Source organism: Micromonospora chersina, assembly GCF_900091475.1.
GTDB lineage: Bacteria > Actinomycetota > Actinomycetes > Mycobacteriales > Micromonosporaceae > Micromonospora > Micromonospora chersina.
Genome location: NZ_FMIB01000002.1, coordinates 2,935,524 through 2,960,936 on the forward strand (window position 1 = coordinate 2,935,524; position 25,413 = coordinate 2,960,936).

21 protein-coding genes are annotated in these 25,413 nt (G+C 73.6%); 9 read left to right on the forward strand and 12 right to left on the reverse strand.

Annotated elements, in window-relative coordinates:
* Positions 1-30 precede the first annotated feature (30 nt).
* The 4 genes from GA0070603_RS13335 to GA0070603_RS13350 all read right to left on the reverse strand — a co-directional run bounded on the left by GA0070603_RS13335 (position 31) and on the right by GA0070603_RS13350 (position 3,758).
* Positions 31-990: a VWA domain-containing protein gene (locus tag GA0070603_RS13335; protein WP_091312627.1), complete on the reverse strand. Its 960-nt coding sequence runs from the start codon at positions 988-990 to the stop codon at positions 31-33.
* On the reverse strand, positions 987-1,979 hold the full coding sequence (locus GA0070603_RS13340) for a DUF58 domain-containing protein (protein ID WP_091312630.1): 993 nt from the start codon (positions 1,977-1,979) through the stop codon (positions 987-989). The genes GA0070603_RS13335 and GA0070603_RS13340 overlap by 4 nt, the downstream gene beginning before the upstream one ends.
* A complete protein-coding gene (locus tag GA0070603_RS13345; protein WP_091312633.1) occupies positions 1,976-3,025 on the reverse strand; it encodes an AAA family ATPase in 1,050 nt (349 codons plus the stop codon). Before GA0070603_RS13345 ends, GA0070603_RS13340 begins: the two co-directional genes overlap by 4 nt.
* Positions 3,026-3,218: 193 nt before the next feature.
* Positions 3,219-3,758, reverse strand: coding sequence for a hypothetical protein (locus GA0070603_RS13350; RefSeq protein WP_091312636.1), 540 nt, complete (start codon positions 3,756-3,758; stop codon positions 3,219-3,221).
* A 411-nt stretch (positions 3,759-4,169) separates the two neighbouring features.
* Here GA0070603_RS13350 and GA0070603_RS13355 point away from each other — a divergent pair, with 411 nt between their 5' ends.
* Positions 4,170-5,105, forward strand: a complete 936-nt coding sequence (locus GA0070603_RS13355) for an endonuclease/exonuclease/phosphatase family protein (RefSeq protein WP_091321914.1) — start codon at positions 4,170-4,172, stop codon at positions 5,103-5,105.
* Positions 5,106-5,112: 7 nt separating this feature from the next.
* Here the strand turns inward: GA0070603_RS13355 and cimA are convergent, their stop codons facing one another.
* Positions 5,113-6,693 (reverse strand): citramalate synthase, encoded by a 1,581-nt coding sequence (gene cimA, locus GA0070603_RS13360; protein WP_091312639.1) that lies wholly within the window; start codon positions 6,691-6,693, stop codon positions 5,113-5,115.
* 308 nt (positions 6,694-7,001) lie between these two features.
* Here cimA and GA0070603_RS13365 point away from each other — a divergent pair, with 308 nt between their 5' ends.
* The 4 genes from GA0070603_RS13365 to GA0070603_RS13380 all read left to right on the forward strand — a co-directional run bounded on the left by GA0070603_RS13365 (position 7,002) and on the right by GA0070603_RS13380 (position 9,438).
* Positions 7,002-7,562, forward strand: a complete 561-nt coding sequence (locus tag GA0070603_RS13365) for a peroxiredoxin (protein ID WP_091312648.1) — start codon at positions 7,002-7,004, stop codon at positions 7,560-7,562.
* A 2-nt stretch (positions 7,563-7,564) separates the two neighbouring features.
* Positions 7,565-8,095 carry an alkylhydroperoxidase, AhpD family gene (gene ahpD / locus GA0070603_RS13370; protein WP_091312650.1) on the forward strand — a complete coding sequence of 177 codons (531 nt, stop codon included), beginning with the start codon at positions 7,565-7,567 and terminating at the stop codon, positions 8,093-8,095.
* Between the two features lie 88 nt (positions 8,096-8,183).
* Positions 8,184-8,642 (forward strand): PRC-barrel domain-containing protein, encoded by a 459-nt coding sequence (locus GA0070603_RS13375; protein WP_091312653.1) that lies wholly within the window; start codon positions 8,184-8,186, stop codon positions 8,640-8,642.
* Positions 8,643-8,700: 58 nt separating this feature from the next.
* Positions 8,701-9,438, forward strand: coding sequence for a tyrosine-protein phosphatase (locus GA0070603_RS13380; RefSeq protein WP_091321915.1), 738 nt, complete (start codon positions 8,701-8,703; stop codon positions 9,436-9,438).
* A 67-nt stretch (positions 9,439-9,505) separates the two neighbouring features.
* Here the strand turns inward: GA0070603_RS13380 and GA0070603_RS13385 are convergent, their stop codons facing one another.
* Positions 9,506-10,603 carry a branched-chain amino acid aminotransferase gene (locus GA0070603_RS13385; protein WP_091312657.1) on the reverse strand — a complete coding sequence of 366 codons (1,098 nt, stop codon included), beginning with the start codon at positions 10,601-10,603 and terminating at the stop codon, positions 9,506-9,508.
* 206 nt (positions 10,604-10,809) lie between these two features.
* Positions 10,810-11,841 (reverse strand): 3-isopropylmalate dehydrogenase, encoded by a 1,032-nt coding sequence (locus tag GA0070603_RS13390; protein WP_091312660.1) that lies wholly within the window; start codon positions 11,839-11,841, stop codon positions 10,810-10,812.
* Between the two features lie 152 nt (positions 11,842-11,993).
* Here GA0070603_RS13390 and GA0070603_RS13395 point away from each other — a divergent pair, with 152 nt between their 5' ends.
* The gene (locus GA0070603_RS13395) at positions 11,994-12,869 is read left to right on the forward strand and encodes an FAD:protein FMN transferase (RefSeq protein ID WP_091312663.1); all 876 of its coding nucleotides are present in this window, start codon (positions 11,994-11,996) and stop codon (positions 12,867-12,869) included.
* Positions 12,870-13,197: 328 nt separating this feature from the next.
* The gene (locus GA0070603_RS13400) at positions 13,198-13,554 is read left to right on the forward strand and encodes a hypothetical protein (RefSeq protein WP_208862875.1); all 357 of its coding nucleotides are present in this window, start codon (positions 13,198-13,200) and stop codon (positions 13,552-13,554) included.
* 59 nt (positions 13,555-13,613) lie between these two features.
* Here the strand turns inward: GA0070603_RS13400 and serA are convergent, their stop codons facing one another.
* The gene (gene serA / locus GA0070603_RS13405; RefSeq protein WP_091312671.1) at positions 13,614-15,212 is read right to left on the reverse strand and encodes a phosphoglycerate dehydrogenase; all 1,599 of its coding nucleotides are present in this window, start codon (positions 15,210-15,212) and stop codon (positions 13,614-13,616) included.
* 275 nt (positions 15,213-15,487) lie between these two features.
* Between serA and GA0070603_RS13410 the strand changes: the two genes are divergently transcribed.
* Entirely contained in the window at positions 15,488-17,272 is a 1,785-nt protein-coding gene (locus GA0070603_RS13410; RefSeq protein WP_091312674.1) for a tetratricopeptide repeat protein, read from the forward strand.
* 70 nt (positions 17,273-17,342) lie between these two features.
* Here GA0070603_RS13410 and ilvC read toward each other — a convergent pair whose 3' ends face one another.
* The 4 genes from ilvC to GA0070603_RS13430 form a co-directional block, all read right to left on the reverse strand.
* Positions 17,343-18,356 carry a ketol-acid reductoisomerase gene (gene ilvC, locus GA0070603_RS13415; protein ID WP_091312677.1) on the reverse strand — a complete coding sequence of 338 codons (1,014 nt, stop codon included), beginning with the start codon at positions 18,354-18,356 and terminating at the stop codon, positions 17,343-17,345.
* Positions 18,357-18,414: 58 nt separating this feature from the next.
* Entirely contained in the window at positions 18,415-18,930 is a 516-nt protein-coding gene (ilvN, locus tag GA0070603_RS13420) for an acetolactate synthase small subunit (RefSeq protein ID WP_046563652.1), read from the reverse strand.
* A complete protein-coding gene (locus tag GA0070603_RS13425; RefSeq protein ID WP_091312680.1) occupies positions 18,930-20,816 on the reverse strand; it encodes an acetolactate synthase large subunit in 1,887 nt (628 codons plus the stop codon). The genes ilvN and GA0070603_RS13425 overlap by 1 nt, the downstream gene beginning before the upstream one ends.
* A gap of 180 nt (positions 20,817-20,996) precedes the next feature.
* Positions 20,997-23,447, reverse strand: a complete 2,451-nt coding sequence (locus GA0070603_RS13430; protein ID WP_091312683.1) for a putative bifunctional diguanylate cyclase/phosphodiesterase — start codon at positions 23,445-23,447, stop codon at positions 20,997-20,999.
* Between the two features lie 111 nt (positions 23,448-23,558).
* Between GA0070603_RS13430 and ilvD the strand changes: the two genes are divergently transcribed.
* Positions 23,559-25,406 (forward strand): dihydroxy-acid dehydratase, encoded by a 1,848-nt coding sequence (gene ilvD / locus GA0070603_RS13435; protein ID WP_091312686.1) that lies wholly within the window; start codon positions 23,559-23,561, stop codon positions 25,404-25,406.
* The last annotated feature ends 7 nt before the right edge of the window (positions 25,407-25,413 follow it).

Genomic DNA, 25,413 nt, shown 5'->3' on the forward strand with positions numbered 1-25,413 from the left:
CTCGTGCGTCGTCCGGTCGTGGTGCGCGGGTCAGGGCAGCCGGGAGAACCACCGCAGCGAACCGGCGGCGGCTCCCATGGCGAAGACCAGCCCGAGGCCGATGAAGCGGGCCGAGATGTCCTGCCGTTCCTTGCGGTAGCCCACCGACGTGCCGATGTCCTCGTAGACGGCACGCAGCTCCTCGCTGGTGGACGCCTCGTGGAAGCCGCCGCCGGTCTCGTCGGCGACCGCCTTGAGGGTCTGCCCGTCGACCGGCACCTGGATCGCCCGCCCGCCCCGGTCCACCGAGCCGGACGGCGTGCCGAACGAGATGGTGTGCACCGGCACCTTGGCCGCCACGGCCTGGCCGGCCGCCTCCATGGGGTCCATCCCGGAGGTGTTCGCGCCGTCGGAGAGGACGATGATGCGCGCGGGCGGCGGGTCCTTCGCCGCCTTCGCGTCGAGGCTCTTCACCGCTCCCAGGGAGGTGCTGATCGCCTCCCCGATGGCCGTGCCCTGCACCCCGGTGATGCCTTCGGCGAGCCGCTCGATCCCCTCGTGCAGGGCGTCCCGGTCGGTGCTCGGCGGCACCAGCACCGCCGCGCTGCCGGCGAACGCCACGAGACCCACGTTGAACTCGTCCGGGAGCCCGTCGACGAACCGGCGGGCGGCCTCCTTGGCGGCGGTCAGCCGGTCCGGGTCGACGTCGCCGGCCAGCATCGAGGTGGAGACGTCCACGGCCACCATCACTGTGGCCCGCTCCCGGGGCACCCGCACCTCGGCGTTGGGCCGGGCGAAGCCGACCACCAGCAGCGCGAGCATGGCGAGGAAGAGGCCCGCCGGCACGTGGCGGCGCCAGGCAGGCCGCTGCGGGGCGACCCGGTCCAGCAGCCGCAGGTTGGTGAAGCGGACCGCGTAGCGGCTCTGCCGGCGCTGTATGACGACATAGCCGACGACAAGCGCGGCGACGCCGAGCAGGAGCCAGAGGCGGGCGGGTGACTGCCAGGTCACGCCGCACCTCCCCGGGCCGCGGCGGGCGCGGCGGCCAGCCGGCGCTGGGCGTGCACGTGCCGGACGATGTCCGCGCTCCAGTCCCGGTCGGTACGCAACGCCAGGTGGGTCGCCCCGGACCGGCGCAGCGCGTGCCGGACCTGGTCGCGCTGGGCCGCGGCGGCCTGCGCGAACCGCTCGCGCAGGCCCGGGTCCCCGGTCCACACCTCGCGGTGGCGGCCGGTCTCCGGGTCGACAAGGGTGACCAGCCCGACGTCGGGCAGTTCCAGCTCGCGCGGGTCGGTGACCTCGACGGCGAGCACCTGGTGCCGGACGGCCAGCCGGCGCACCACGGTCTCCCAGGCCGGGGTGGCGTCGGGGTCGTCGGGCAGCCCGTCGAGGAAGTCGGAGACGACCACCACCAGCCCGCGCCGGGTGGCCACCCGGTGCAGCCCGTCCAGCCCGTCGGCCAGGGTCGGCGGGGGCGCGTGCCGGTGCCCGTCGGTGCGCGGCGCGCCCAGCAACGCGCGAAGCAGCCCGAGCAGGTGGGTACGCCCGCCCCGGGCCGGGAACCGGCGGACGCCCTCCGGGGTGAGCACCTGGCCGCCGAGGCGGTTGCCGACGCCGGCGGTCAGGAAGCCGATCGCCGCCACGGCGGCCACCGCCAGTTCCCGTTTGTCCAGGGTGGCCGTGCCGTACTCCATGCTGGGGCTGGCGTCGACAAGCAGCCACGTGGTCAGCTCGCGGTCCGCGTCGACCTCGCGCACGTGCGGGACGGTGGTCCGGGCGGTGACGGCCCAGTCCATCCGGCGTACCTCGTCCTCGCCGGGGCGGTACTCCCGGCTTCCGGCCGCCTCGCTGCCCGGCCCGGGCAGCAGGCCGCGGTACTGGCCGTGCAGCAGGCCGTCGAGCCGCCGGGTGACGGTCAGTTCCAGCCGGCGCAGTCGCTGGTCGGGGGCGAGGTCGGCCAGCCCGGGCTCGGGCAGGACGGGCGCGTCCCGGCGCCTCATGCCGCCGCCAGGTCGGGCGCCGCCTCCGGGTGCCCGGTGACCACCCGGGGTGGCGGCACCGCCTCGACCAGCCGGCGGACCAGCGTCTCGGCGGAGATCCCGTCGGCCACCGCGTCGAAGGAGAGCACCAGCCGGTGCGCCAGTACGTCCACCGCCAGGTCCCGGATGTCCTCGGGGAGGACGTGGTCCCGGCCGTGGATCAGCGCCTGCGCCCGGGCCGCCGCCACCAGGCCGAGGGTGGCCCGCGGGCTCGCACCGTACGCCAGCAGCGGCGCGATCTCGGACAGCCCGAACCGCCCCGGGTCCCGGGTGGCGAGGATGAGCCGGACCACGTACTCGGCGAGCGCGTGGTGGACGAAGATGTCGGCGGCGCGGCGCTGGAGCGCGCGCAGCCGGGACGGGTCGAGCACCGGTCGCGCGGTGGGCCGCTCGGTGCTCATCCGGTAGAGGATGGCCAGCTCGTCGGCGTCGCTCGGGTAGCCGACGACGATCTTCATGAGGAAGCGGTCGCGCTGCGCCTCGGGGAGCTGGTAGACCCCCTCCGACTCGATCGGGTTCTGGGTGGCCAGCACGAGGAACGGATCGGGGACGGGCCAGCTCCGGCCGCCGATGGAGACCTGCCGCTCGGCCATCGCCTCCAGCAGCGCCGACTGCACCTTGGCCGGGGCCCGGTTGATCTCGTCGGCGAGCACCAGGTTCGCCATGATCGGGCCCAGCTCCACGTCGAACGCCTCGCTGGAGGCCCGGTAGATGCGGGTGCCGACGATGTCGGAGGGAACCAGGTCGGGGGTGAACTGGATCCGGGAGAAGGTGCCGCCGACCACCGTGGCGAGGGTCTGCGCCGCGAGGGTCTTGGCCACCCCCGGCACGCCCTCCAGCAGGCAGTGGCCGTCGGCGATCAGGGCGGTGAGCAGGCGGTCGACGAGGCGATCCTGCCCCACGATCACGCGTTTGACCTCGAAGAGGGTCTGTTCCAGCTCGACGCCGCTCGCGTCGGCATCGACCGGGCTGGGCACGCTGGCCAGGGTGTCCGAGATGTCCGTCACGGTGCTTGCTTCCCGTGCCGACGTACGGACAAACGTCGGATTATCGGCCCCTCGGCGTCCCTTTCCGCCCCGGATCGGGACGACTCCCCCGGCCGGTCGGCAACGGCGCGAGCGGGCCCCGGGCACCCCAGGCCCACCCGAAGCGGGCCGGCCGGCCCCCGCGTGGCGCGGGGGCCGGCGTGGCGGCCCGCCGTCAGTTGGCGATGACCAGGTGGAACGGCCGGTCGGCGTACCCGCCGGAGGAACTGCGGGTCTGGACGAAGACGGCGTTCGGGGTCAGGTAGCGGGGCGCCACCGAGACCTCGCCGCCCGGCGGGACGTTCGCCGGGTCGTTGGTGCCGATTGTCGCGTGCAGCGACTTGAGGTGGATGTCGTAGTCGAGCGTCACCTGGTACTGCCCGGCGAACTGGCCCGGCACCGACGGCGAGAACTTCTTGGCGCTCACGACGTTCGCCGAGTGCTGGAGCAGGGTCCCGTTGGCACTCACCACCGCCCAGGCGACCAGGCCGGGGGTGGGCGCGGCGAGGGTGGCGTTCAGTGCCGCCTTCGCCGCCCGGCTCTCGGCGGCGGTCACCGGAGGCTGGTGGCCGGGCTGCCGAGCGCCGGGCTGCCCGGCCTCGGCCGCGGTCTTCGCCGCCGGGTTGGCGGCTGCCGCGATACCCCCGCCGGCCAGGGTGAGGGACAGCGCGGCGAGGGCCACCACCGTCGCCTTGCGCTTGAGGAATGTGGCCATGACAGATCTCCCTTGTGTGACCGTGGTGACACGGCCGACCCGCGTGCGGTGCGGGACGGCTGAATTCGGCACGCGAAGCCAGGTGCGGAAAATTGCGGGCCATCGGGGGACCCACGTCGTCAGCGCACCGTGAATGTCGAGCTACACCTGGCTCTGAACTGGGCTTACTACGGAGAGTCGCGACGCCTCGACCACGTGGAACCTAACACCGCAAAATGCGGAGGGTCAATGGTTCACATTTACGACGCGCCATTCGAAATGCGCTTTCGACAATTGTGAGAGGCGAGGGTCCGGCCATTCACGAAATGAACGCGGGTACACCGCCGCGGGCGGCCGGCCGGTAGCGTGACGGCCGTGATCACGACGAGTGGGCCGGGACCGGCCGGCACCCGGGTCCGCCGGTTCGCCACGATCGCCTGCTGGCTGGCGGTCGCGCCCGTGGCCGCCTGGGCGGTGCTCCGGCTGGCCGGGCTGGAACGGGGGCCGCTGGTGCAGGCGGTCGCCTTCACGCCGTACGTCGCCGCCGCCGCGCCGGCCGCTGTGGCGCTGGCGCTCGCCCTCCGGCGCCGCGCGCCCGCGATGGTCGCGGCGCTCGCCGCCCTGGCCCTGCTCGGCGCGGTGGCGCCGCGCGTCGTCCGCGACGACCGGCCCGCGGTCGACGGGCCCGTGCTCCGGCTGCTCACCGCCAACCTGCTCAAGGGCGGCGCCGACCCGGCGCGGCTGGTCGAGCTGGTACGCACTCACCGGGTGGACGTGCTGGCCGTGCAGGAGTTCACCCCGCAGGCCGCGGCCGAGCTGGACCGGCTCGGGCTGGCGACCCTGCTGCCCTACCGGATGCTGAACCCCGAGGTCGGCACCACCGGCTCCGGCCTGTACGCGCGCCACCCGCTCAGCGGCACCGGCTACCGGCGCAACCAGGGCTTCTTCTTCAGCCAGGCGTACGGGACGGTGGCGGTGCCGGGCGCGCCGCCGCTGCGGGTGGAGTCGGCGCACCCGGCCGCCCCGTACGCCGTCGAGGTGGTGCCGGACTGGTGGACCGACCTGCGGGCCCAGCCGCCGGCCACCCCGCAGGGCGGGTTGAGCGTCCTGGCCGGCGACTTCAACGCCACCCTCGACCACGCGCCGCTGCGCGACCTGATCGACACCGGCTACGTCGACGCCGCCGCCGCGGCCGGCGCCGGGCTCTCCGGCACCTGGGGCCCGTACGACGGCGACCCCATCCCGCCGGTCACCATCGACCACGTGCTTGTCGACCGGCGCATCGCGGTCCGCGGCGTCGACGTGTACGCCGTGCCGGGCAGCGACCACCGCGCCGTGCTGGCCGAGCTGCGGCTGCCCGCCGGGTGAGCCGGCGTCAGACCCGCGCCCGGTCCAGGCCGTAGGTGAGGGCGTCGACCAGGGCGTGCCAGCTGGCCTCGACCACGTTGGGGTGGACGCCGACAGTGGTCCAGTCGCGGCCGGCCCCGGCGGTCTCCACGAGCACCCGGGTCACCGCGCCGGTGCCGTGGCTGCCCTCCAGGATGCGGACCTTGTAGTCGGCCAGCTCGAACTCGCGCAGCTCCGGGTAGTGCCGGGCGAGCGCCACCCGCAGCGCCTCGTCGAGGGCGTTGACCGGGCCGTTCCCCTCGGCGGTGGCGATGACGCGCTCGCCGCGTACCCGGATCTTGACGGTGGCCTCGGAGACCACCGCGCCGTCCTCGCGGTGCTCGACAAGCACCCGGTAGGACTCCAGCGCGAACGGCCGGGCCGGCGCGGCGTCCGGCAGCTCGGAGCGGACCAGCAGCTCGAACGAGGCGTCGGCGGCCTCGAACGACCAGCCGCCGGCCTCCAGCTCCTTGACCCTGTTGGTGACCCGGGACAGGGCGTCCGGATGGCCGGCCAGGTCCAGGCCCAGCTCGCGGCTCTTGAGCTCGACGCTGGCCCGGCCGGCCATCTCGGTCACCAGGATCCGCATGTCGTTGCCCACCACCGAGGGATCCACGTGGTTGTAGAGCAACGGGTCGACCTTGATCGCGCTCGCGTGCAGCCCCGCCTTGTGGGCGAAGGCGGCGGCCCCGACGTAGGCCTGGTGGGTGTCGGGGGCGATGTTGGCGATCTCGGCGATGGCGTGCGAGACCCGCACCATCTGTTCCAGGCAGCCCTCCGGTAGGACGGGCATGCCGAGCTTGAGTTGGAGGTTGGCCACGATCGCGAACAGGTCGGCGTTGCCGGGGCGCTCGCCGTACCCGTTGGCGGTGCCCTGGACGTGCCGGACGCCGGCCTCGACCGCGGCGATCGTGTTGGCCACCGCGCAGGCGGTGTCGTTCTGGGCGTGCATGCCGAGCCGTTCGGGGGCGATCCCGGTGCGGGCGGCGAGGTCGGTGATCGCGGCGGTGACCTGGGAGGGCAGCATCCCGCCGTTGGTGTCGCAGAGGACGAACCGTTCGGCGCCGGCGGCCAGCGCGGTCTCCGCCACCGCGGCGGTGTACGCCGGGTCGTACCGGTGACCGTCGTAGAAGTGCTCGCCGTCGACGAAGACCCGCCGCCCCTGCGCCACCAGGTACGCGACCGTGTCCCGGATCATCGCCAGGTTCTCGTCGGCGGTGGTGCGCAGCGCCCGCTCGACGTGCCGCAGGTCCGCCTTGGCGACGAGCGCCACGGCCGGGGTGCCCGCGTCCAGCAGCCCGCGCACCTGCGGGTCGTCCTCGACCGCGACGCCGGCCTTGCGGGTGGCCCCGAAGGCGACCAGGACCGCGTGCCGCAGTTCCAGTTCGGTGCGGGCCCGGCGGAAGAACTCGGTGTCCTTGGGCACCGCGCCCGGCCAGCCGCCCTCGATGAAGCCGACCCCGAGGTCGTCGAGGAGGCGGGCCACCGCCAGCTTGTCGACCACCGAGTAGCTGAGCCCCTCGCGCTGGGCGCCGTCGCGCAGCGTCGTGTCGTACACCTGGAAGGTCATGGGAGTTCCTCTTCTCGAACCTGGGGGGAGCAACAAAAAGACCCCCCGCGGATGCGGGAGGTCTGCGCGCTCGGCGAGAGGGAAGGCCGGCGCGCTAGCTGCCAATAATGAGGACGGAGCTGGTCACGGCTCGTACTCTGCCACCCCGCACCGGTTTTGGGAGGCGAAATCCACATCGCGGGACGGGCCCGTGATCGGGTTAACACGGCGCCCGCCCGGCGTCCGGCGGGAACCGGCCTGGGGAAGCATCTGGAACAGATCAAGTTACCGGCCTGGCGTCGTCGCCCGGCCGCCGTCAAGGAGGACCCGTGCTCACTGTCGGTGACCGCTTCCCCGAGTACGAACTCACCGCCTGCGTCTCCCTCGACGCCGACAAGGCGTTCGAGACGATCAACCACAAGACCTACGAGGGCAAGTGGCGCGTCGTCTTCTTCTGGCCGAAGGACTTCACCTTCATCTGCCCGACCGAGATCGCCGAGTTCGGCCGCCTCAACGGCGAGTTCGCCGACCGGGACGCCCAGGTCCTCGGCGTCTCCGTGGACAACGAGTTCGTCCACTACGCCTGGCGCAAGGACCACCCGGACCTGCGCGAGCTGCCCTTCCCGATGCTCAGCGACATCAAGCGCGAGCTGACCGCCGACTGCGGCGTGCTCGGTGAGGACGGCGTCGCCCAGCGGGCCACCTTCATCGTCGACCCGGACAACGAGATCCAGTTCGCCATGGTGACCGCCGGTTCGGTCGGCCGGAACGTCTCCGAGGTGCTGCGGGTGCTCGACGCCCTCCAGACCGACGAGCTCTGCCCGTGCAACTGGAACAAGGGCGGCGCCACCCTGGACGCCAACGCGCTGCTCGCCGGCGCCGGGGCCTGAGCATGGGTCTGGACGCGGTCAAGGCGGCCCTGCCGGAGTACGCCAAGGACATCCGGCTCAACCTCGGCTCCACCATCACCACCTCGACCCTGAAGCCGGAGCAGGCCTGGGGCACCGCCCTGGCCTGCGCGGTGGCGGCCCGCAACCCGGTGGTGCTGCGGGAGATCGCCGGCGAGGCGGCCGGTCATCTCACGCCCGAGGCCGTCGAGGCGGCCAAGGGCGCGGCCACCATCATGGCCATGAACAACGTCTACTACCGGGCCAAGCACCTCATCGGCGACGAGCAGTACGCCTCGCTGCCGGCCCGGCTGCGGATGCAGATCATCGCCCGGCCCGGCGTGGAGAAGGTCGACTTCGAGCTGTGGTCCCTCGCCGTATCGGCGATCACCGGCTGCGGCGTCTGCCTGGAGTCGCACGAGAAGACCCTGCGCGCCGCCGGGTTCAGCCGCGACCAGGTGCACGAGGCGCTGCGCATCGCGTCCGTCGTGCACGCCGCCGCGGTGGCCCTGGACGCGGAGGCCGCACTGGCCTGAACCGGTTGGTGTATCGATCTTCGCATCCGGGTATGAACGGGTCCGACAGGCACATCCCCCAGAAGTCGAGAAAGGGAGTGTTGACGCCATGGAGCGGCTCGACCCTCGAACGACCCACGGGACGCCGGATCCGCTGACCCAGGGTGGTCAGGGCGCCTTCGCGGGCGGCGCGCCCGCCGGGCGTTTCGATCCGTGGAGCTACCGGGACGACGCCGGGGTGACCGGTGTGGACCTGGTCGGCTACAAGGTGGAGGCGACTGACGGTTCGATCGGCAAGGTGGACCGGGCCAGCCACGAGGTGAACTCCAGTTTCCTCGTGGTGGACACCGGTCCGTGGATCTTCGGCAAGAAGGTCATGCTGCCGGCCGGCACCGTCAACCACGTCGACCACGACGAGCGGAAGGTCTACGTCGACCGGAGCAAGGACCAGATCAAGGCCGCGCCCGAGTACGACGAGACCACCGACACGGACCCGGCGTACCGGGACAAGCTCGGCGGCTACTACGACGACACGTACTCGTCGATCCCGCCGGGCACGGCCCGGTAACGGAGACACCTGCAACCAGCGGCCGGCGGGGCACATCGTGGCCCCGCCGGCCGTTACCGTGTCAGCTGTGGACGCCCTGGAGACCCCCTTCCCCGCGCTGTTCAACTTCCGCGACGTCGGCGGCTACCGCAGCCGGGACGGGCGCACCGTCCGGCACCGCCGGCTCTACCGCTCCGACTCGCTGCACCGCATCGACGAGACCGACCAGGCCGCGTTCACCGCGCTCGGCATCCGCACCGTCATCGACCTGCGCCGCCCCACCGAGGTGGCGCGGGACGGCCGGGTGCCCGCCTACGACGGGCTCACCTACCGGCACATCCACCCGGAGCACGAGGACTGGGCCGAGCGGCGGTACGAGCCCGGCAGCGACCTGGCCCGCTACCTCGCCGACCGGTACGCCGACCTGGCCCGCACCGGCACCGCCGGGCTGGCCGAGGCGGTCGGCCTGATCGCCGACAGCGCCAACGCGCCCGTGGTGGTGCACTGCGTCGCCGGCAAGGACCGCACCGGGATCGTCTGCGGCCTCACCCTCGCCGTGCTCGGCGTGCCCGACGAGGACATCGCCGCCGACTACGCGCTCAGCACCGCCGCGTCCGAGCGGTTCAGCGCCTGGGTCCGGGCCACCGTGCCGGGCGCCGAGGAGCCACCGCCGCCGTTCCTCGCCTCCCCCGCCGAGGCGATGATGCTCTTCCTCACCGAGCTGCGTGAGGGCTACGGCTCGCCCGAGGGCTACCTCCGCCACGCCGGCGTGACCGACGACCAGCTCGGCGCCCTCCGGGCCCACCTCCTCGACTGACCGCCGCCGCGGGACGCGCACGGCCGGCGCCGTCGAGGACGGGCCGGCCGTGCGGGACGAGCGGGGATCAGAGGACGCGGGTGACCCAGCCGTGCCGGTCCTCGGCGCGGCCGCGCTGGATGTCGACAAGCTTCTGGCGCAGCGCCATGGTGGAGCGGCCCGGCTCGCCGCCGCCGATCAGGAACTCCCCGTCCGGGAAGCGCACCCCGCCGATCGGGGTGATCACCGCGGCGGTGCCGCAGGCGAACACCTCGCGCAGCCGGCCGCTGGCCGCGTCGGCCTGCCAGTCGGCGAAGCTGACCGGGCGCTCCTGCACCTTGTGCCCCGACTCGGCGGCCAGGGTGAGGATCGCGTCGCGGGTGATGCCCGGCAGGATGGTGCCGGTCAGCGGCGGGGTGACCAGGGTGTCGTCGTCGTAGACGAAGAAGACGTTCATGCCGCCCAGCTCGTCGACGAAGCGCCGCTCCACCGCGTCCAGGAAGACCACCTGGTCGCAGCCGGCCTCGATGGCCTCGGCCTGGGCGGCGAGCGACGCGGCGTAGTTGCCGCCGCACTTGGCCGCGCCGGTGCCGCCGGGCGCCGCCCGGGTGTAGTCCGGCGAGACCCAGACCGTCACCGGCTTGACCCCACCCGAGAAGTACGCCCCGGCCGGCGAGGCGATCACGCAGTAGAGGTATTCGTTGGCCGGGCGGACGCCGAGGAAGACCTCGCTGGCGAACATGAACGGACGCAGGTAGAGGCTGGCGTCCTCATGCTCCGGGATCCAGTCCTGGTCGATCTCGACGAGCCGGCGCAGCGACTCGACGAACGTCTCCGCCGGCAGCTCCGGCATGGCCAGCCGGTGGGCGGAGGCGACGAAGCGGGCGGCGTTGGCCTCCGGGCGGAACATGGTCACCGACCCGTCGCCGGTCCGGTACGCCTTCAGCCCCTCGAAGATCTCCTGCGCGTAGTGCAGGACCGCGGCGGCCGGGTCCATGGGGATCGGCGCGCGTGCCTCCACCCGGGCGTCGTACCAGCCCTTGCCCTCGGCGTACCGGATGGTCACCATGTGGTCGGTGAACACCCGGCCGAAGCCCGGGTTCGCCAGCAGGGCGGCCCGGTCGGCGGCGGATACGGGCGCGGGATTCGGACGGATCTCGAAATCGAGCTTGTCACCACCGCTCATCGCGCTGACCTCCCTGCGGGTCCACGGCATGCGGAATCGCACGCCGACGTCACTGGTGCCAGAAACTTACCCCGAACGGTCGTTCAGCGGATAGCTCCGCCCCGGCACATCGCGCGCTCCGGACGGGCGGCCCGCACGGGCCGGGACTCGAACGGGCCCGGGTACGGGTCTGGCGGCCCGCATCCGGGCCGAGGGTGACGGCCCGGTCAGGCTACGGCGTACCCGGCGAGCCGGTCGCCGACCTCCTCGGTGCGCAGCGGCGCGCCCGGCGTACGCCCGGCGAGCTCGGTGCCCACCGCGGCGGTGACCCGCGCGGCGGCGTCGGCGTGGCCGAGCTGGTCGAGCAGCAGCGCGGCGGAGAGCACCGCGGCCACCGGGTCGGCGGCGCCCTTACCGGCGATGTCCGGCGCGGAGCCGTGCACCGGCTCGAACATCGACGGGTAGCGCCCCTCCGGGTTGATGCAGCCGCTGGCCGCCAGCCCGATGCCACCGGTCACCGCGGCCGCGATGTCGGTGAGGATGTCGCCGAAGAGGTTGTCGGTGACCACCACGTCGTACCGCGACGGGTTTGTCACCAGGAACATCGCGGCGGCGTCGACGTGCTGGTACTCGGTGGTCACGTCGGGGTGCTCGGCGGCGACGGCCGCGAAGGCGCGCGCCCACAGCGAGCCGGCGTGGGTGAGCACGTTCGTCTTGTGCACGAGGGTGACCTTGCGCCGCTCCCGGCGGCGGGCCCGGGCGAACGCGTCGCGGATCACCCGCTCGACGCCGTGCCGGGTGTTCAGGCTCTCCTCGGTGGCCACCTCGGCCGGGGTGTCCCGGTGCAGCGAGCCGCCGGCGCCCGCGTAGAGGCCCTCGGTGCCCTCGCGGACCACCACGAGGTCGACCTCGCCGGGCTTCACGGCGGCCAGCGGGCCGGTCACGCCGGGCCAGAGCCGGGAGGGGCGGAGGTTGACGTACTGGTCGAAGGCGAACCGAAGCTTGAGCAGCAGGCCGCGCTCCAGCACGCCCGGCGGCACGGTGGGGTCGCCGACCGCGCCGAGCAGGATGGCGTCGTGGCCGGCCAGCTCGTCGAGGACCGAGTCGGGCAGCACCTCGCCGGTGCGGTGGTAGCGGGCCGCGCCCAGGTCGTACTCCGTGGCCTCGACGCCGGGGAGCACCGCGTCGATGACCTTGCGGGCCTGCGCGACCACCTCGGGTCCGATGCCGTCCCCGGCCACCACCGCAATGCGTGCCACCTGGCGCTCCCTCACCTCGTCGTTCTGCGCAACCGTACGTCGCCGTCCCGGCTCCCGGTACGCGTCTTCCAGCATTCGGGACGCCCCGATGCACAGGAGTCTCCCAGGTGGCATTCATGGTGCGGTCATGTCCGCTGCCTAGGGTCGGTGTCATGCGGATCGAGGAGCAGCGGCGGGCCCGCTGGACGGACGAGCAGCCCCGCAACCGGTGGATCGACCAGTCCGCCTTCCGCCACCGCCGTCCCGACCTCCGCCTCGGCACCCGCAGCCACAAGCTGGAGCGGGCCGGCGGCGCCACCGGGGACCGGATCAGCGTCCGGCACACCGTCCGCACCTCCACCGCGGAATACTCGCTGCTGCTCAACGCCCCCGAGTGGCTGGGCCGCCGGGGCGTCGGGGAGGCGCTCCGGGACGCGGTCGCCGAGCTGCGCGCCATCGACCTGACCTACGGGCCGAACCAGCCCGACAGCCTGGTGTCGAAGCTGCGCCGGGGCGAGATCGCCCCCGAGTCGTACCCGCCGCTGGCCGACCTGGTGGACCGCTGCACCGCGATGCGGGCGGCCACCGACGGATGGTTCGACGCCTGGGCGGTGCCGGGCGGCTTCGACCCGGGCGGCCTGCTCGGCGGCTGGGCGGTGGAGCGGGCCGCGGCCCGGCTGCGCGCCGCCGGGGTGCACGACTACGCCGTGCTGGCCGGCGCGGACCTGACCGTCCGCGGCCACGCCGCGCACGGCGGCCCGTGGCGGGTCGCGGTGCACCACCCGACCGACGCGAAGCGGGCGCCGCTGGTGCTGGAGATGACCGCCGGCGCCGTGGGCACCTCCGGGGTGACCGGGCGGCGGGGGCACGTGGTGGACCCGCACACCGGTGAGCCCGCCGACCAGCTGGTCGCCGCCACGGTGGTGGGCCCGGACCTCGCGGTGGCCGACGCCTACGCCACCGCCCTGTACGCCGCGGGCCCGGCCGGACTGGCCTGGTTCCGCAACGGCTCGGACTACCGGGCGCTCTTCGCCCACCGCCGGCACTGACCGCGCCGTCCCGCCTTCGCATCCGGGACGTGAACCGCGATCGGCCCCCACGGTCTCGGCAACGACCGTGGGGGCCGGTCAGCGACGAGTGCGCGTGGCTCGCGCAATCGAGGGGTGCGGGCCGGTGGGCCGGACGGCCGACCGCGCCACCCGAAGACGGGCCGGTGCGTCGACTCAGCCAGTGACCGCACGGGTACGCTAGCGAATCGACGCAACTCGACGCAAGAGTCTCCACAGCGGACCGTCCGGCGTCCTGTCGGTAATCGGCGGGTTGCCCTGCGGCGGGGCAGGGGTGACGGCGCGGACCGGGGATGGCACGCTGTCCGCCGTGAGTTTCGATCTGAGCGTGTGGGCCCTGCCGGCCGGGGCCACGCCCGACGACGTGCGGGCGGCGGTGCAGCGGTGCCGCGAGGGGCGGCACGGTGAGCGCTACCCCGACCCGCGGGTGGTCGCCTTCTACCGGGCCGTCACGGCCACCTACCCCGACCGTCCGGCGGCCCCGGGCACGCCCTGGGAGGTCGCCCCGCTGCACGCGGCCGGCGACCACGTGGAGATGAACCTCTTCCCCACCTGCCCGGACCAGGTGCTGCTGGACATCGAACGGCTCGCCGGCGAGCACGACCTCATGCTCTTCGACGCCCAGGACGGCTCGGTCTACCCGCCACCGGCACGCGTCACGTCCTGAACCAGGGATACGACGAGGGGCCCGGCCGTCCGGCCGAGCCCCCATCCGTCGTGGTCGGACTACTCGTCGCGCAGGTCCGCCGCGCTGGCCGCGACCGCGCCGATCGAGTCGGCCGCCGAGGTGAGCAGGTCCGCGCCGAGCGCCTGGTCCACGGTGAGCGTCATCAGCGTCTCGCCACCGGCCTCGCGGCGCGCCACCTGCATGGCGGCGATGTTCACGCCGGCCTCGCCGAGCAGCGTGCCGACGGTGCCGACGACACCCGGCCGGTCGGCGTAGCGCAGGAAGACCAGGATGCCCTCGGCGCCGATCTCCACGTCGAAACCGTCCACCTCGGTCAGCTTGAGCACGTCCCGGGTGCCGGTGTGCGCGACAGTGCCGGAGACGCTTACCGTCCGGCCGTCCGGCAGCGCACCGCGGACCGTCACCAGGTTCGGGTGGTCGACGGTCTCGGCCTGGGTGGCGAGGGTGACCTCGACGCCCCGCTCGGCGGCCAGGTGCGGCGCGTTGACGTAGGTGACCTGCTCCTCCACCACCGAGCTGAACAGGCCCTTGGTGGCGGCCAGCTTGAGCACCGACACGTCGTTGGTGACGATCTCGCCGCGCACCTCGACGGTGACGCTGGCGGCCACCCCGCCGGCCACCGCCGTGAAGGCCCGGCCCAGCTTCTCCGCCAGCGGCAGCAGCGGCCGCACGTCCTCGGCGACCACGCCGCCGGCCTGCACGTTCACCGCGTCCGGCACGAACTCGCCCTGGAGCGCCAGCTTGACGCTCTTCGCCACGGCCAGACCGGCCTTGTCCTGCGCCTCGTTGGTGGAGGCGCCCAGGTGCGGCGTCGCCACCACGTTGTCGAAGGCGAACAGCGGCGAGGAGGTGCAGGGCTCCTTCGCGTAGACGTCGACGCCCGCGCCGGCGACCCGGCCCTCGGCGATCGCGTTGGCGAGCGCCTGCTCGTCGACCAGCCCACCACGGGCGGCGTTGACGATCCGGACGCCCGGCTTGACGATCGCCAGCTCCTTCTCGCCGATCAGGCCCAGCGTCTCCGGCGTCTTGGGCAGGTGGATCGAGATGAAGTCGCTCTCCCGGAGCAGCTCCTCCAGGCCCACCAGCCGCACCCCGAGCTGCGCGGCGCGGGCCGGCTGGATGTACGGGTCGTACGCGATCAGGCGGGTGCCGAAGGCGGCGATGCGCTGCGCGAAGAGCACGCCGATGCGACCGAGGCCGACCACGCCGACGGTCTTGCCCTGGATCTCCACGCCGGTGTACTTCGACCGCTTCCACTCTCCCGCCTTGAGCGCGGCGCTGGCGCTGGCGGTGTTGCGGGCCACGGCGAGCAGCAGCGCGAGGGCCTGCTCGGCGGCGGAGACGATGTTGGAGGTGGGAGCGTTGACGACCATGACGCCCCGCGCCGTGGCGGCGGGCACCTCGACGTTGTCCAGCCCGACGCCGGCCCGGGCGACCACCTTCAGCCGCGGCGCGGCGGCGATCGCCTCGGCGTCGATCTGGGTGGCGCTACGTACGATCACCGCGTCGGCCTCGGAGAGCGCGGAGAGCAGGGCCGGACGGTCGGTGCCGTCCACGTGACGCACGTCGAAGTCGTGCGCGAGCACCTCGATGGCGGCGGGAGCGAGTTCTTCGGCGATCAGTACGACAGGATTCATCGGTCCTCGTAGACGCTCGGATTCTTGGTCGGCCGGGGGCGTCGGGACGCCTCGCTGCGCCCTGCGCCGGTCCGTGCCGTGGCCGTCGGGTGCCGGCTGAAGCGGCACCTCACCAAGGATGGTAGGGGTCGGCCCGCCCTCCGGGTCGCGGACCGCGGGGTGAGCGCCCTCACACAGGCTCGTCGCACGCCGGTCATCCCCCGTTCACCGGACGCGGCGGCTGGCGGAGCACGCGTACAACGGAACCCAGCACCCGCACGGGGAGGGAGCCGCTGATGTCGCTCGTGGTCCGGATCGCGCTGCTGCGGCCGCTGGCCCGGCTCGGCCCCCACCGGTGGGGGCCGCGGCTGGCCGAGGCGTTGGTCACCCGGTCCCACCAGATGAGCGGGCTGCCGGGTTCGACCGGCCGGCGCACGGCGGCGGCGGAGGAGGCGGTGGCCCTCTGCCGGCGGCTGGCCGCCGAGCGGCCGGACCAGCACCGGGTCACGCTGGCCCGGGCCCTGGTGGCCCGGGCCGCCGCTCCCGACACCGCCCCCGCCACCGAGGCGATCGACCAGCTCCAGGAGGCCATCGGGTACGTCGAGGACGCCGACGACAGGCCCGCGCTGGTGGTGCTCGCCTCCGCGCGGGGACTCCTCGCGCTGAACCTTCACCTGTGCGGGGAGGTACGCGAAGCGCTCACGCTGGCGCTGCGGGCACGGGCGACCTGGGACGCCTGCGGGCGGTTGCGGCGGCCGGAGCGGATGCGGCTGGCCCGGACCCTGCTGGTGATCGGCGACTGCCACGAGGCGCTGGGCCGGAGGGAGGAGGCGAACACCGCCCGACGGCAGGCGCTGGAACTGCACCGCGCCCTTTCCGCTGTCCGCCGGTCCCAGTGGCTCACCGTCGGCGTGACGGCCGCGACGGACCTCGCCCAGGGCCTGACGGTCACCGGTCCGGCGCGGGAAGCCCTCGCCCTGATCGAGGAGTCCCGCGCCGACGTGGAGATCTGGAGCCGGTTCCAGCCCCGGCAGGGGCGACCGCTGCTGGCCCGGGCCATGCTGATCGAGGCGGAGTGTCGGGCCCAGCTGGGCGATCCGGAGGTGGCCGTGCGGATCGCGGAGCAGGCCGTCGACCGCCAGCGGGCGATGCTGGCGGCGGAGATGCCGGGATCCCGCGCCGCGCTGGCCCACGGGCTGCTCGTGCTCGGCAACCTGGCGGCACGGGCGGGCCGGGAGGGCGAGGCGGTCGCGCACCTGACGGAGGCGACGACGCTCGCCCGGAACCGCCACGACGATGTGCTGGCCCGAGCCCTGTTCGAGCTTGTCGACCTGCGGGTCGCGGCCGGGGACCGGGCGGCTGTCGAAGAACTCCTGGCCGAGGCCGTCCCGCTCTGCCGGAAGCACGCCGGGCGGCTTCCGGAGGTCTGGCGCTCCCGGCTGGCCCGCGCCCTGCTGATGCGCTGCGGGCTGACCGTCTTCGAGCTGCCGGCCACCGCGGGTAGCCGCGGGACGGCGGCACGGGACGGGACGTCGCCGGTGGACGGACCGGACGGGGGCGCGCCGGCGGGCGAGGGCGCGATCGGGCGCGGGAACGGGCTGGCGGCCGGGCGGGAGGCGGTCGAGCTGGCCCGGTCGCTGGCCGGCGCGGACCCGGCGTACCGGGAGTTGCTCGGGCGGTGCCTGTTCACGCTGGCCCGGGCGGTGCACCTGGCCGGCGACCCGCGCGGGTCGGGCGTTCTGCTCCGCGAGTGCGTGGCGGTCCGCCGGGAGCTGTTCTCCGCCGACCCGGTGGAGTTCCGGCTGGGCCTGGCCGATGCGCTGTGCGACCTGGGCAACCGGATGCACGCCGTCGACCGGCTCGACGAGGCGGTCGGGATCTACCGGGAGTGCCTCGACCTGCTGCGGGCCGACCCGGAGCGGATCGACCAGGCGGAACTCCTCACGCCGCTGCGCAACCTCGGACGCACGCTGTGGCGCCTCGACCGGAAGGACGAGGCGGCGCGGATCTGGGACGAGATCGTGGCCGTCGAGGAATTTGTCGACACGGCCCGTTCCGGTCCCTCGCCGCGGCGCGAATGACGGCGGCCCGCGGCCCGACGCCGGGGAGAGCGTCGGGTCGCGGGCCGCCGCGGAGCTGCCCGACCCGTGGTCAGGCGGTCTCGGTGATGGGCCGGTCGACCCAGCTCATCATGGCGCGCAGCTTCTGCCCGGTCTCCTCGATCGGGTGCGCCGCGCCCTCGGCCCGCCACTTGGCGAAGTTCGGCCGGCCCGCCTCGTCCTCGGCCACCCACTCGCGGGCGAACTCGCCGGACTGGATCTCGCCGAGGATCTTGCGCATCTCCTCCTTGACGCGGGAGTCGATGACCCGGGGGCCGCGGGAGAGGTCGCCGTACTCGGCGGTGTCCGAGATGCTGTAGCGCATCCGGGCGATGCCACCCTCGTACATGAGGTCGACGATGAGCTTCAGCTCGTGCAGGCACTCGAAGTAGGCCACCTCGGGGGCGTAGCCCGCCTCGGTGAGCACCTCGAAACCGGTCTGCACCAGCGCGGCCGCGCCGCCGCAGAGCACCGCCTGCTCGCCGAAGAGGTCGGTCTCGGTCTCCTCGGTGAAGGTGGTCCGGATCGCGCCGGCCCGGGTGCCGCCGATCGCCTTGGCGTACGCCAGGGCCAGGCCGAACGCGTTGCCGCTGGCGTCCTGCTCGACCGCGACGAGGCAGGGCACGCCCTTGCCGTCGACGTACTGGCGGCGGACCAGGTGACCGGGGCCCTTCGGGGCGACCATCGCCACGTCCACGTCGGCCGGGGGCTTGATGAGGCCGTACCGGATGTTGAAGCCGTGGCCGAAGAAGAGCGCCTTGCCGGCGGCGAGGTGGGGGGCGATCGCCTCGGCGTACAGGCCGCGCTGGGCGGTGTCCGGCGCCAGGATCATGATCACGTCGGCCTCGGCCGCCGCCTCGGCCGGCGTGAGCACGCGCAGGCCCTGCTCCTCGGCCTTCGGCCGGCTCTTCGAACCGGCGGGCAGGCCGATCACCACGTCGACGCCGGAGTCGCGCAGCGACAGCGCGTGGGCGTGGCCCTGGCTGCCGTAGCCGATCACGGCGACCTTGCGGCCCTGGATCAGGCCCAGGTCGGCGTCGTCGTCGTAGAACACCTCAACGCTCATTGACTTCCCTTTCGTACGGCGGTGCCCGTCGGCCCGTCGAAATCTGGTGTGGTGCGGATCAGGCGGCGCGCAGCGCCGGGCCGGCGGTGATGGAGCGGGAGCCACGCCCGATGGCCACCGTGCCGGACTGGACCATCTCCTTGATGCCGAACGGCTCGAGGTCACGCAGCAGCGCGTCGAGCTTGTCGGGGGTGCCGGTGGCCTCGATGGTCAGCGTGTCCGGCGCGACGTCGACCACCCGGGCGCGGAACAGGGCGACCGTCTCCAGCACCTGACCGCGGGCGTTGCGGTCGGCGCGGACCTTGACCAGCAGCAGCTCCCGGGCCACCGAGACCTGCGGGTCCAGCTCGACGATCTTGAGCACGTTGACCAGCTTGTTGAGCTGCTTGGTGACCTGCTCCAGCGGAGACGACTCGGCGTTGACCACGATGGTGATGCGGGAGACGTCGGGGTTCTCGGTCTCGCCCACGGCGAGGCTGTCGATGTTGAACCCGCGCCGGGAGAACAGCCCGGAGACCCGGGCCAGGACACCCGGCTTGTTCTCCACCAGCACGGACAGGGTGTGCATGGTCATCAGAGCTCGTCCTCGTCGAAGGCGGGGCGGACGCCCCGGGCGAACATGATCTCGTCGTTGCTGGTGCCGGCGGCGACCATCGGCCACACCATGGCGTCCTTGCCGACCACGAAGTCGATGACCACCGGGGCGTCGGTGATCGCCATGGCCGCCTCGATGGTCTTGTCCACGTCGGCGGCGTTCTCGCAGCGCAGGCCGACGCAGCCGAGCGCCTCGGCGAGCTTCACGAAGTCCGGGATGCGGTGCTTGTGGGTGCCCAGCTCCGTGTTGGAGTAGCGCTCCCCGTAGAACAGGGTCTGCCACTGCCGGACCATGCCCAGGTTGCCGTTGTTGATGACGGCGACCTTGATGGGGATGCCCTCCAGGGCGCAGGTGGCCAGCTCCTGGTTGGTCATCTGGAAGCAGCCGTCACCGTCCACCGCCCAGACCGTCGTGTCCGGCTTGCCGACCTTGGCGCCCATCGCCGCCGGGACGGCGTAGCCCATGGTGCCGAGGCCGCCGGAGTTCAGCCAGGTGTACGGCTTCTCGTACGAGATGAACTGGCTGGCCCACATCTGGTGCTGCCCGACCCCCGCCACGTAGACGGTGTCCGGGCCGGCGATCTCGCCCAGCCGCTTGATCACGTACTGCGGGGAGAGCGTGCCGTCGGCCGGCTCCTCGTAACCCAGCGGGTAGCGCGCGCGCAGGTCGTCGAGCTGGTTCCACCAGTCGGCGAGGTCGGCGGCCGGCCGGGCCGCCTGCTCGGCGGTGACGGCCGCGATCAGCTCGTCGATGACGTGCCGGGCGTCGCCCACGATCGGGACGTCGGCGTGCCGGTTCTTGCCGATCTCGGCCGGGTCGATGTCGGCGTGCACCACTGTGGCGTCCGGCGCGAACGAGTCCAGCTTGCCGGTGACCCGGTCGTCGAAGCGGGCGCCCAGCGCCACGATCAGGTCGGACTTCTGGAGGCCGTAGACCGCCGCGACGGTGCCGTGCATGCCGGGCATGCCCAGGTGCTGCCGGTGCGAGTCGGGGAACGCGCCGAGCGCCATGAGGGTGGTGACCACCGGGATGCCGGTCAGCTCGGCCAGCCGGCGCAGCCCCTCGGTGGCGCCGGCCTTCAGCACGCCGCCGCCGACGTAGAGCACCGGGCGGCGGGCGCCGGTCATCAGCCGGGCCGCCTCGCGGATCTGCTTGCCGTGCGGGTGCAGGGTGGGCCGGTAGCCGGGCAGGTCCAGGGTGGGCGGCCAGGTGAAGGTGGTCGGCGCCTGGAGGACGTCCTTGGGGATGTCGACCAGGACCGGGCCGGGCCGACCGGTCGAGGCCAGGTGGAACGCCTCGGCGAGCACCTGCGGGATCTCCTCGGCCGTCTGCACCAGGAAGTTGTGCTTGGTGATCGGCAGGGTGATGCCCTGGATGTCCGCCTCCTGGAAGGCGTCAGTGCCGATCGACGGGCGGGCCACCTGGCCGGTGATCGCCACCATGGGCACCGAGTCCATGTACGCGTCGGCGATCGGCGTCACCAGGTTCGTCGCGCCCGGGCCGGAGGTGGCGATGCAGACGCCGACCTTGCCGGTGGCCTGGGCGTAGCCGGTGGCCGCGTGCCCGGCGCCCTGCTCGTGGCGGACCAGGATGTGCCGCACCGTCGAGTCGTAGAGCGGGTCGTACGCCGGCAGGATCGCACCGCCCGGGATGCCGAAGACGACGTCGACGCCGAGCGCCTCGAGCGACCGCACCAGCGATCCGGCACCGGAGACCGGCGCCGGGTCCGGCTGCCGTACGGCCGGCGAGGCCGGGGTGGCTCCGGTGCGGGGGGCGGGGGCGTGGTCGGCGTCGCCGGCCGGCTCGGTGGCCGGGCGGGCTCGCCGGACGGAGTGGGCGAGGGTCTCTGGCGTGGGTCTCGTCATGGCGGTTCAGGCCTTCGGCTGGAGTGTGTGATGCGCTTCTCAGGATGGGACGCGGGCGTCCCGGCGATGGTCCGACGGCAACAAAAACGGCCCACGTGCAGATGCACGGGGCCAGCGCACTCTCGTTCGGGAGAGTGCGCTCAGGTAAGTACTCGCAGCGACCGGTTCGACGACATGCGGTCAAGCCTGACGCATCTCACGCGATGAGTCAACTGATCCCACATTTTGGTTCACGGACGTGGGCGTGTCGGCGCCCGACACCCCCTCCGCGCCCGGCGCGACCTGCGAAGATCCCTCATTCGAGGTGCGCGGCGCGGGAATCTGGGCGGGTGGATTCGACCGCAGCCGGGGCAGCAGCGGCGACGGCCCGGTACGCACCGGCGCGGCCGGTGGGGCGGGCGGCACGGAGGTCGGGCGGTTGCCGGGCGAGGTGGCCGCCTCGAGCATCGCCTCCAGGTGCTCGGCGGGCACGCCCCAGCCGAAGGCCGCGCCCTGCCCGAAGCGGCAACCGGCGGCCACCACGGCGGCCAGTTCGGCGGGGGTGGTGACGCCCTCGGCGATCACCTCCAGGCCGAGCTGGTGCCCGAGGCGCATGACGATGTCGACCATCGGGGCGAACGCCGGACCGTCCCGGCCGACCGGCCGGACCGGCTCGTGCTCCGCGACCAGGCTGTGGTCGATCTTGAGAATGTCGATCGGGAGGCGGCGGAGCTGCCCCAGCGAGGAGTAGCCGGCGCCGAAGTCGTCCAGCGCGATCCGCACCCCGGTGAGGCGCAGCGCGGTGAGCCGCCGGATCAGCTCGTCCAGGTCGGTGGCGACGGCGTGCTCGGTGACCTCCAGCACCAGCCGCTGCGGCGGCACATGGTGGGCGCGCAGCGCGTCGGCGACCTGGACCACGTACTCCGGGGCGTGCAGCTCCCGGGGCGAGACGTTTACCGACACCCAGACGTCGTGCCCGTCGGCCAGCCAGCGGGAGAGCTGGTAGCACGCCTGGTGCAGCACCCAGGCGCCCAGCTTGGAGATCATCCCGCACTCCTCGGCCAGCGGGATGAACTCGTCGGGCCGGACGTTGCCCAGCTCCGGGTGGTGCCAGCGGAGCAGCGCCTCGGCCCCGACCGGGCGGACCGAGGGCAGCGAGGCCACCGGCTGGAAGGCAAGCCGCAGCTCGTCGCGCTCGATCGCGCCGCGCAGCTCGTGCTCCAGCATGGTGCGCCGGCGCAGCAGCTGGTCGTAGGTGGCGTCGTAGCGCTCGATCCGGTTCTTGCCGCGCTGCTTGGCGTAGCGCAGCGCCAGGTCGGCGTTGCGCAGCAGCAGCTCGACGTCGGTCTCGCCGTAGGCGCCGGCCACCCCGATGCTGACCGAGAGGAAGACCGGCCCGTCGGCCTCCTCGTAGGGGCGACCGAGCACCCCGAGCAGCCGCTCGGCGACCGGCCCCGGGTCGGACGTGCCGTGCATGAGCACGGCGAACTCGTCGCCGCCGAACCGGGCGGCCAGGTCGCCCGGGCGCAGGTTGCCGCGCAGCCGCCGGCCCACCTCGGCGAGCACCGCGTCGCCCACGTCGTGGCCGCGCATGTCGTTGACGTTCTTGAAGCCGTCCAGGTCCAGCCCGAGCAGCACGCAGGGGACGCCGGCCTCGGCGCAGCGGTGCAGCGCGCCCAGCAGGCCGCGCCGGTTGGCCAGACCGGTGAGGGGGTCGGTGTGCGCCAGCTCGCGGAAGTGCGCCTCCCGCTCGGCCAGCCGGCCGGCGTAGCCGCGGACGTCGTTGAGGGCCAGGTACTGTCGCGCCACCAGGGCGAAGCCCTCGAAGCTGCCCGCCGCGATGCCGAACACGTCGAACCGGCCGCCCTGCACGAGGTGGTACATGGCGGAGGCGGCCATCGCGAACATCGGCACGAAGGCGTACTCGCCGTCGCGGCCGATCAGGTCGACGTCGACCCGCGGCAGGTCGACGCGGTGCGCGGCCAGGGCGGTGGCCAGCAGGCCGGCGGCGATCACCGCGGCGCCCGCGAACGCCAGGCCCGCACCGGCCTGGCAGAGCCCGGCCGACAGGCCCAGGCCGCCGCACGTCACCCCGGTCGCGCCGGCGCCGAGCAGGACGAGGCGGCCGCGCGGCGGCGCCGCCCGCAACACCATGATCACGGTCAGCCCGGCGGTCAGCGCCGCGCTCACCGTGGCCAGCAGGATGGGCAGGCAGGCGACAGGCGTCGCGGCGCCGAGCAGCCGGGTCGGCGGGCTGAACAGCGCCCAGCCGACGAACCAGAGCGCCCCGGCCATGATCAGGCCGTCCAGCAGCAGCCGGGCGGTGGCCGCCCGGGTCGCGGCGGTGCCGGGCAGCCGGAGCAGGGCGACGCCGAGGCCGAGCCCGGCGAGCGTGGTGCCGAAGGAGACGAGGGTGGCCCAGCCGGTGCGCTGCCCCTGCCGGTGCGCCCAGTGGTCACCGGCGGCAAGCGTGCCGGCCAGCCCGAGGAGCAGGCTGAGCAGGGCGACCCCGGCGGCGACCGCGAGCAGCACGTGGGCCTGCCGGTGCGGCCCGCCCCGGCGGCGCGCCGACGCGGCGAGCAGGGCGGCGGCACCGGCCGCGGCGAGCCCGCTCAGCACCGCGACGGTGACCATGCCCGGGGACGACTGCACGACCTCAACTGTGCCGGATCGGCGCCCCCCGTGGGGAACCGGGTGTGCAACTGTTGGGACACGGCGCGCGTGCCCGGGGGCCGCCGGGCCGGCGGTGTCAGACTGGTAGGCATGCCTGAGCTGCGGTCGAGGACCTCCACCCACGGTCGGACGATGGCCGGCGCCCGGGCCCTCTGGCGGGCCACCGGGATGACCGACGACGACTTCGGCAAGCCGATCGTCGCCATCGCGAACAGTTTCACCCAGTTCGTCCCGGGCCACGTACACCTCAAGGACCTCGGCGGCCTGGTCGCCGACGCGGTGGCCGAGGCCGGCGGGGTCGGCCGGGAGTTCAACACCATCGCGGTGGACGACGGCATCGCCATGGGCCACGGCGGCATGCTCTACTCGCTGCCCAGCCGCGAGCTGATCGCCGACGCGGTGGAGTACATGGTCAACGCGCACTGCGCGGACGTCCTGGTCTGCATCTCCAACTGCGACAAGATCACCCCGGGCATGCTGCTGGCCGCGCTGCGGCTCAACATCCCGACCGTCTTCGTCTCCGGCGGCCCCATGGAGGCCGGCAAGACGGTGGCGATCGAGGGCGTCGTCCACTCCAAGATCGACCTGATCGACGCCATGATCGCCTCCTCGAACGAGGCGGTCACCGACGACCAGCTCGGCGAGATCGAGCGCTCCGCCTGCCCGACCTGCGGCTCCTGCTCCGGCATGTTCACCGCCAACTCGATGAACTGCCTCACCGAGGCGATCGGCCTGGCGCTGCCCGGCAACGGCTCGACGCTGGCCACCCACGCCGCCCGCCGGTCGCTCTTCGTCGAGGCCGGCCGCACCGCCGTCGAGCTGGCCCGGCGCTGGTACGACGGCGACGACGCCTCAGTGCTGCCCCGGTCGATCGCCACCCGGGCCGCCTTCGAGAACGCCGTCGCGCTGGACGTGGCCATGGGCGGCTCGACAAACACCGTGCTGCACCTGCTCGCCGCCGCCCGCGAGGCCGAACTGGACTTCGGGGTTGCCGACATCGACGCCATCTCCCGGCGGGTGCCCTGCCTGGCGAAGGTCGCGCCGAACTCGCCGCAGTACCACATGGAGGACGTGCACCGGGCCGGCGGCATCCCGGCCATCCTCGGCGAGCTGGACCGCGCCGGCCTGCTCCACCGGGACGTGCACGCGGTGCACTCCCCCTCGCTCCAGCAGTGGCTCGCCGACTGGGACGTGCGCGGCGGCTCCCCCACCCCGGAGGCGGTCGAGCTGTTCCACGCCGCTCCGGGCGGGGTGCGCACCACCGAGCCGTTCTCCACCACCAACCGCTGGTCGTCCCTGGACACCGACGCGGCCGGCGGCTGCGTCCGGGACCGCGAGCACGCGTACAGCGCGGACGGCGGGCTCGCCATCCTGCACGGCAACCTGGCGCCGGACGGCTGCGTGGTGAAGACCGCCGGGGTGCCCGAGGAGTGCCTGACCTTCCGCGGTCCGGCCAAGGTCTACGAGTCGCAGGACGACGCGGTGGCGGCGATCCTGGCCAAGCAGGTCGTCGCCGGGGACGTCGTGGTGATCCGCTACGAGGGCCCGAAGGGCGGCCCCGGCATGCAGGAGATGCTCTACCCCACCTCGTTCCTCAAGGGGCGCGGGCTGGGCCGCTCCTGCGCGCTGCTCACCGACGGCCGGTTCTCCGGCGGCACCTCCGGCCTGTCCATCGGGCACGTCTCCCCCGAGGCGGCCTCGGGCGGGCTCATCGCGCTGGTCCGGGAGGGCGACGAGATCGTCATCGACATCCCGGCCCGGTCGATCCGGCTCGACGTGCCCGACGACGTGCTCCAGGCGCGCCGGGTGGCCGAGGAGAAGCGCGACCGCCCGTACACCCCGACCGACCGGGTGCGGCCGGTGTCGGCGGCGCTGCGCGCGTACGCCTCGATGGCCACCTCGGCCAGCGACGGCGCGTACCGGCGGGTCCCGGAGTAACCGCCCC

What these genes read in the sequence shown, in the direction of transcription:
- GA0070603_RS13340 (WP_091312630.1), bottom strand. Translation starts at nt 1,979, where the DNA reads ATGAGGCGCCGGGACGCGCCCGTCCTGCCCGAGCCCGGGCTGGCCGAC.
- GA0070603_RS13350 (WP_091312636.1), bottom strand. Translation starts at nt 3,758, where the DNA reads ATGGCCACATTCCTCAAGCGCAAGGCGACGGTGGTGGCCCTCGCCGCG.
- cimA (WP_091312639.1), bottom strand. Translation starts at nt 6,693, where the DNA reads ATGACCTTCCAGGTGTACGACACGACGCTGCGCGACGGCGCCCAGCGC.
- ahpD (WP_091312650.1), top strand. Translation starts at nt 7,565, where the DNA reads ATGGGTCTGGACGCGGTCAAGGCGGCCCTGCCGGAGTACGCCAAGGAC.
- GA0070603_RS13375 (WP_091312653.1), top strand. Translation starts at nt 8,184, where the DNA reads ATGGAGCGGCTCGACCCTCGAACGACCCACGGGACGCCGGATCCGCTG.
- GA0070603_RS13385 (WP_091312657.1), bottom strand. Translation starts at nt 10,603, where the DNA reads ATGAGCGGTGGTGACAAGCTCGATTTCGAGATCCGTCCGAATCCCGCG.
- GA0070603_RS13395 (WP_091312663.1), top strand. Translation starts at nt 11,994, where the DNA reads ATGCGGATCGAGGAGCAGCGGCGGGCCCGCTGGACGGACGAGCAGCCC.
- serA (WP_091312671.1), bottom strand. Translation starts at nt 15,212, where the DNA reads ATGAATCCTGTCGTACTGATCGCCGAAGAACTCGCTCCCGCCGCCATC.
- GA0070603_RS13410 (WP_091312674.1), top strand. Translation starts at nt 15,488, where the DNA reads ATGTCGCTCGTGGTCCGGATCGCGCTGCTGCGGCCGCTGGCCCGGCTC.
- ilvC (WP_091312677.1), bottom strand. Translation starts at nt 18,356, where the DNA reads ATGAGCGTTGAGGTGTTCTACGACGACGACGCCGACCTGGGCCTGATC.
- ilvN (WP_046563652.1), bottom strand. Translation starts at nt 18,930, where the DNA reads ATGACCATGCACACCCTGTCCGTGCTGGTGGAGAACAAGCCGGGTGTC.
- GA0070603_RS13425 (WP_091312680.1), bottom strand. Translation starts at nt 20,816, where the DNA reads ATGACGAGACCCACGCCAGAGACCCTCGCCCACTCCGTCCGGCGAGCC.
- ilvD (WP_091312686.1), top strand. Translation starts at nt 23,559, where the DNA reads ATGCCTGAGCTGCGGTCGAGGACCTCCACCCACGGTCGGACGATGGCC.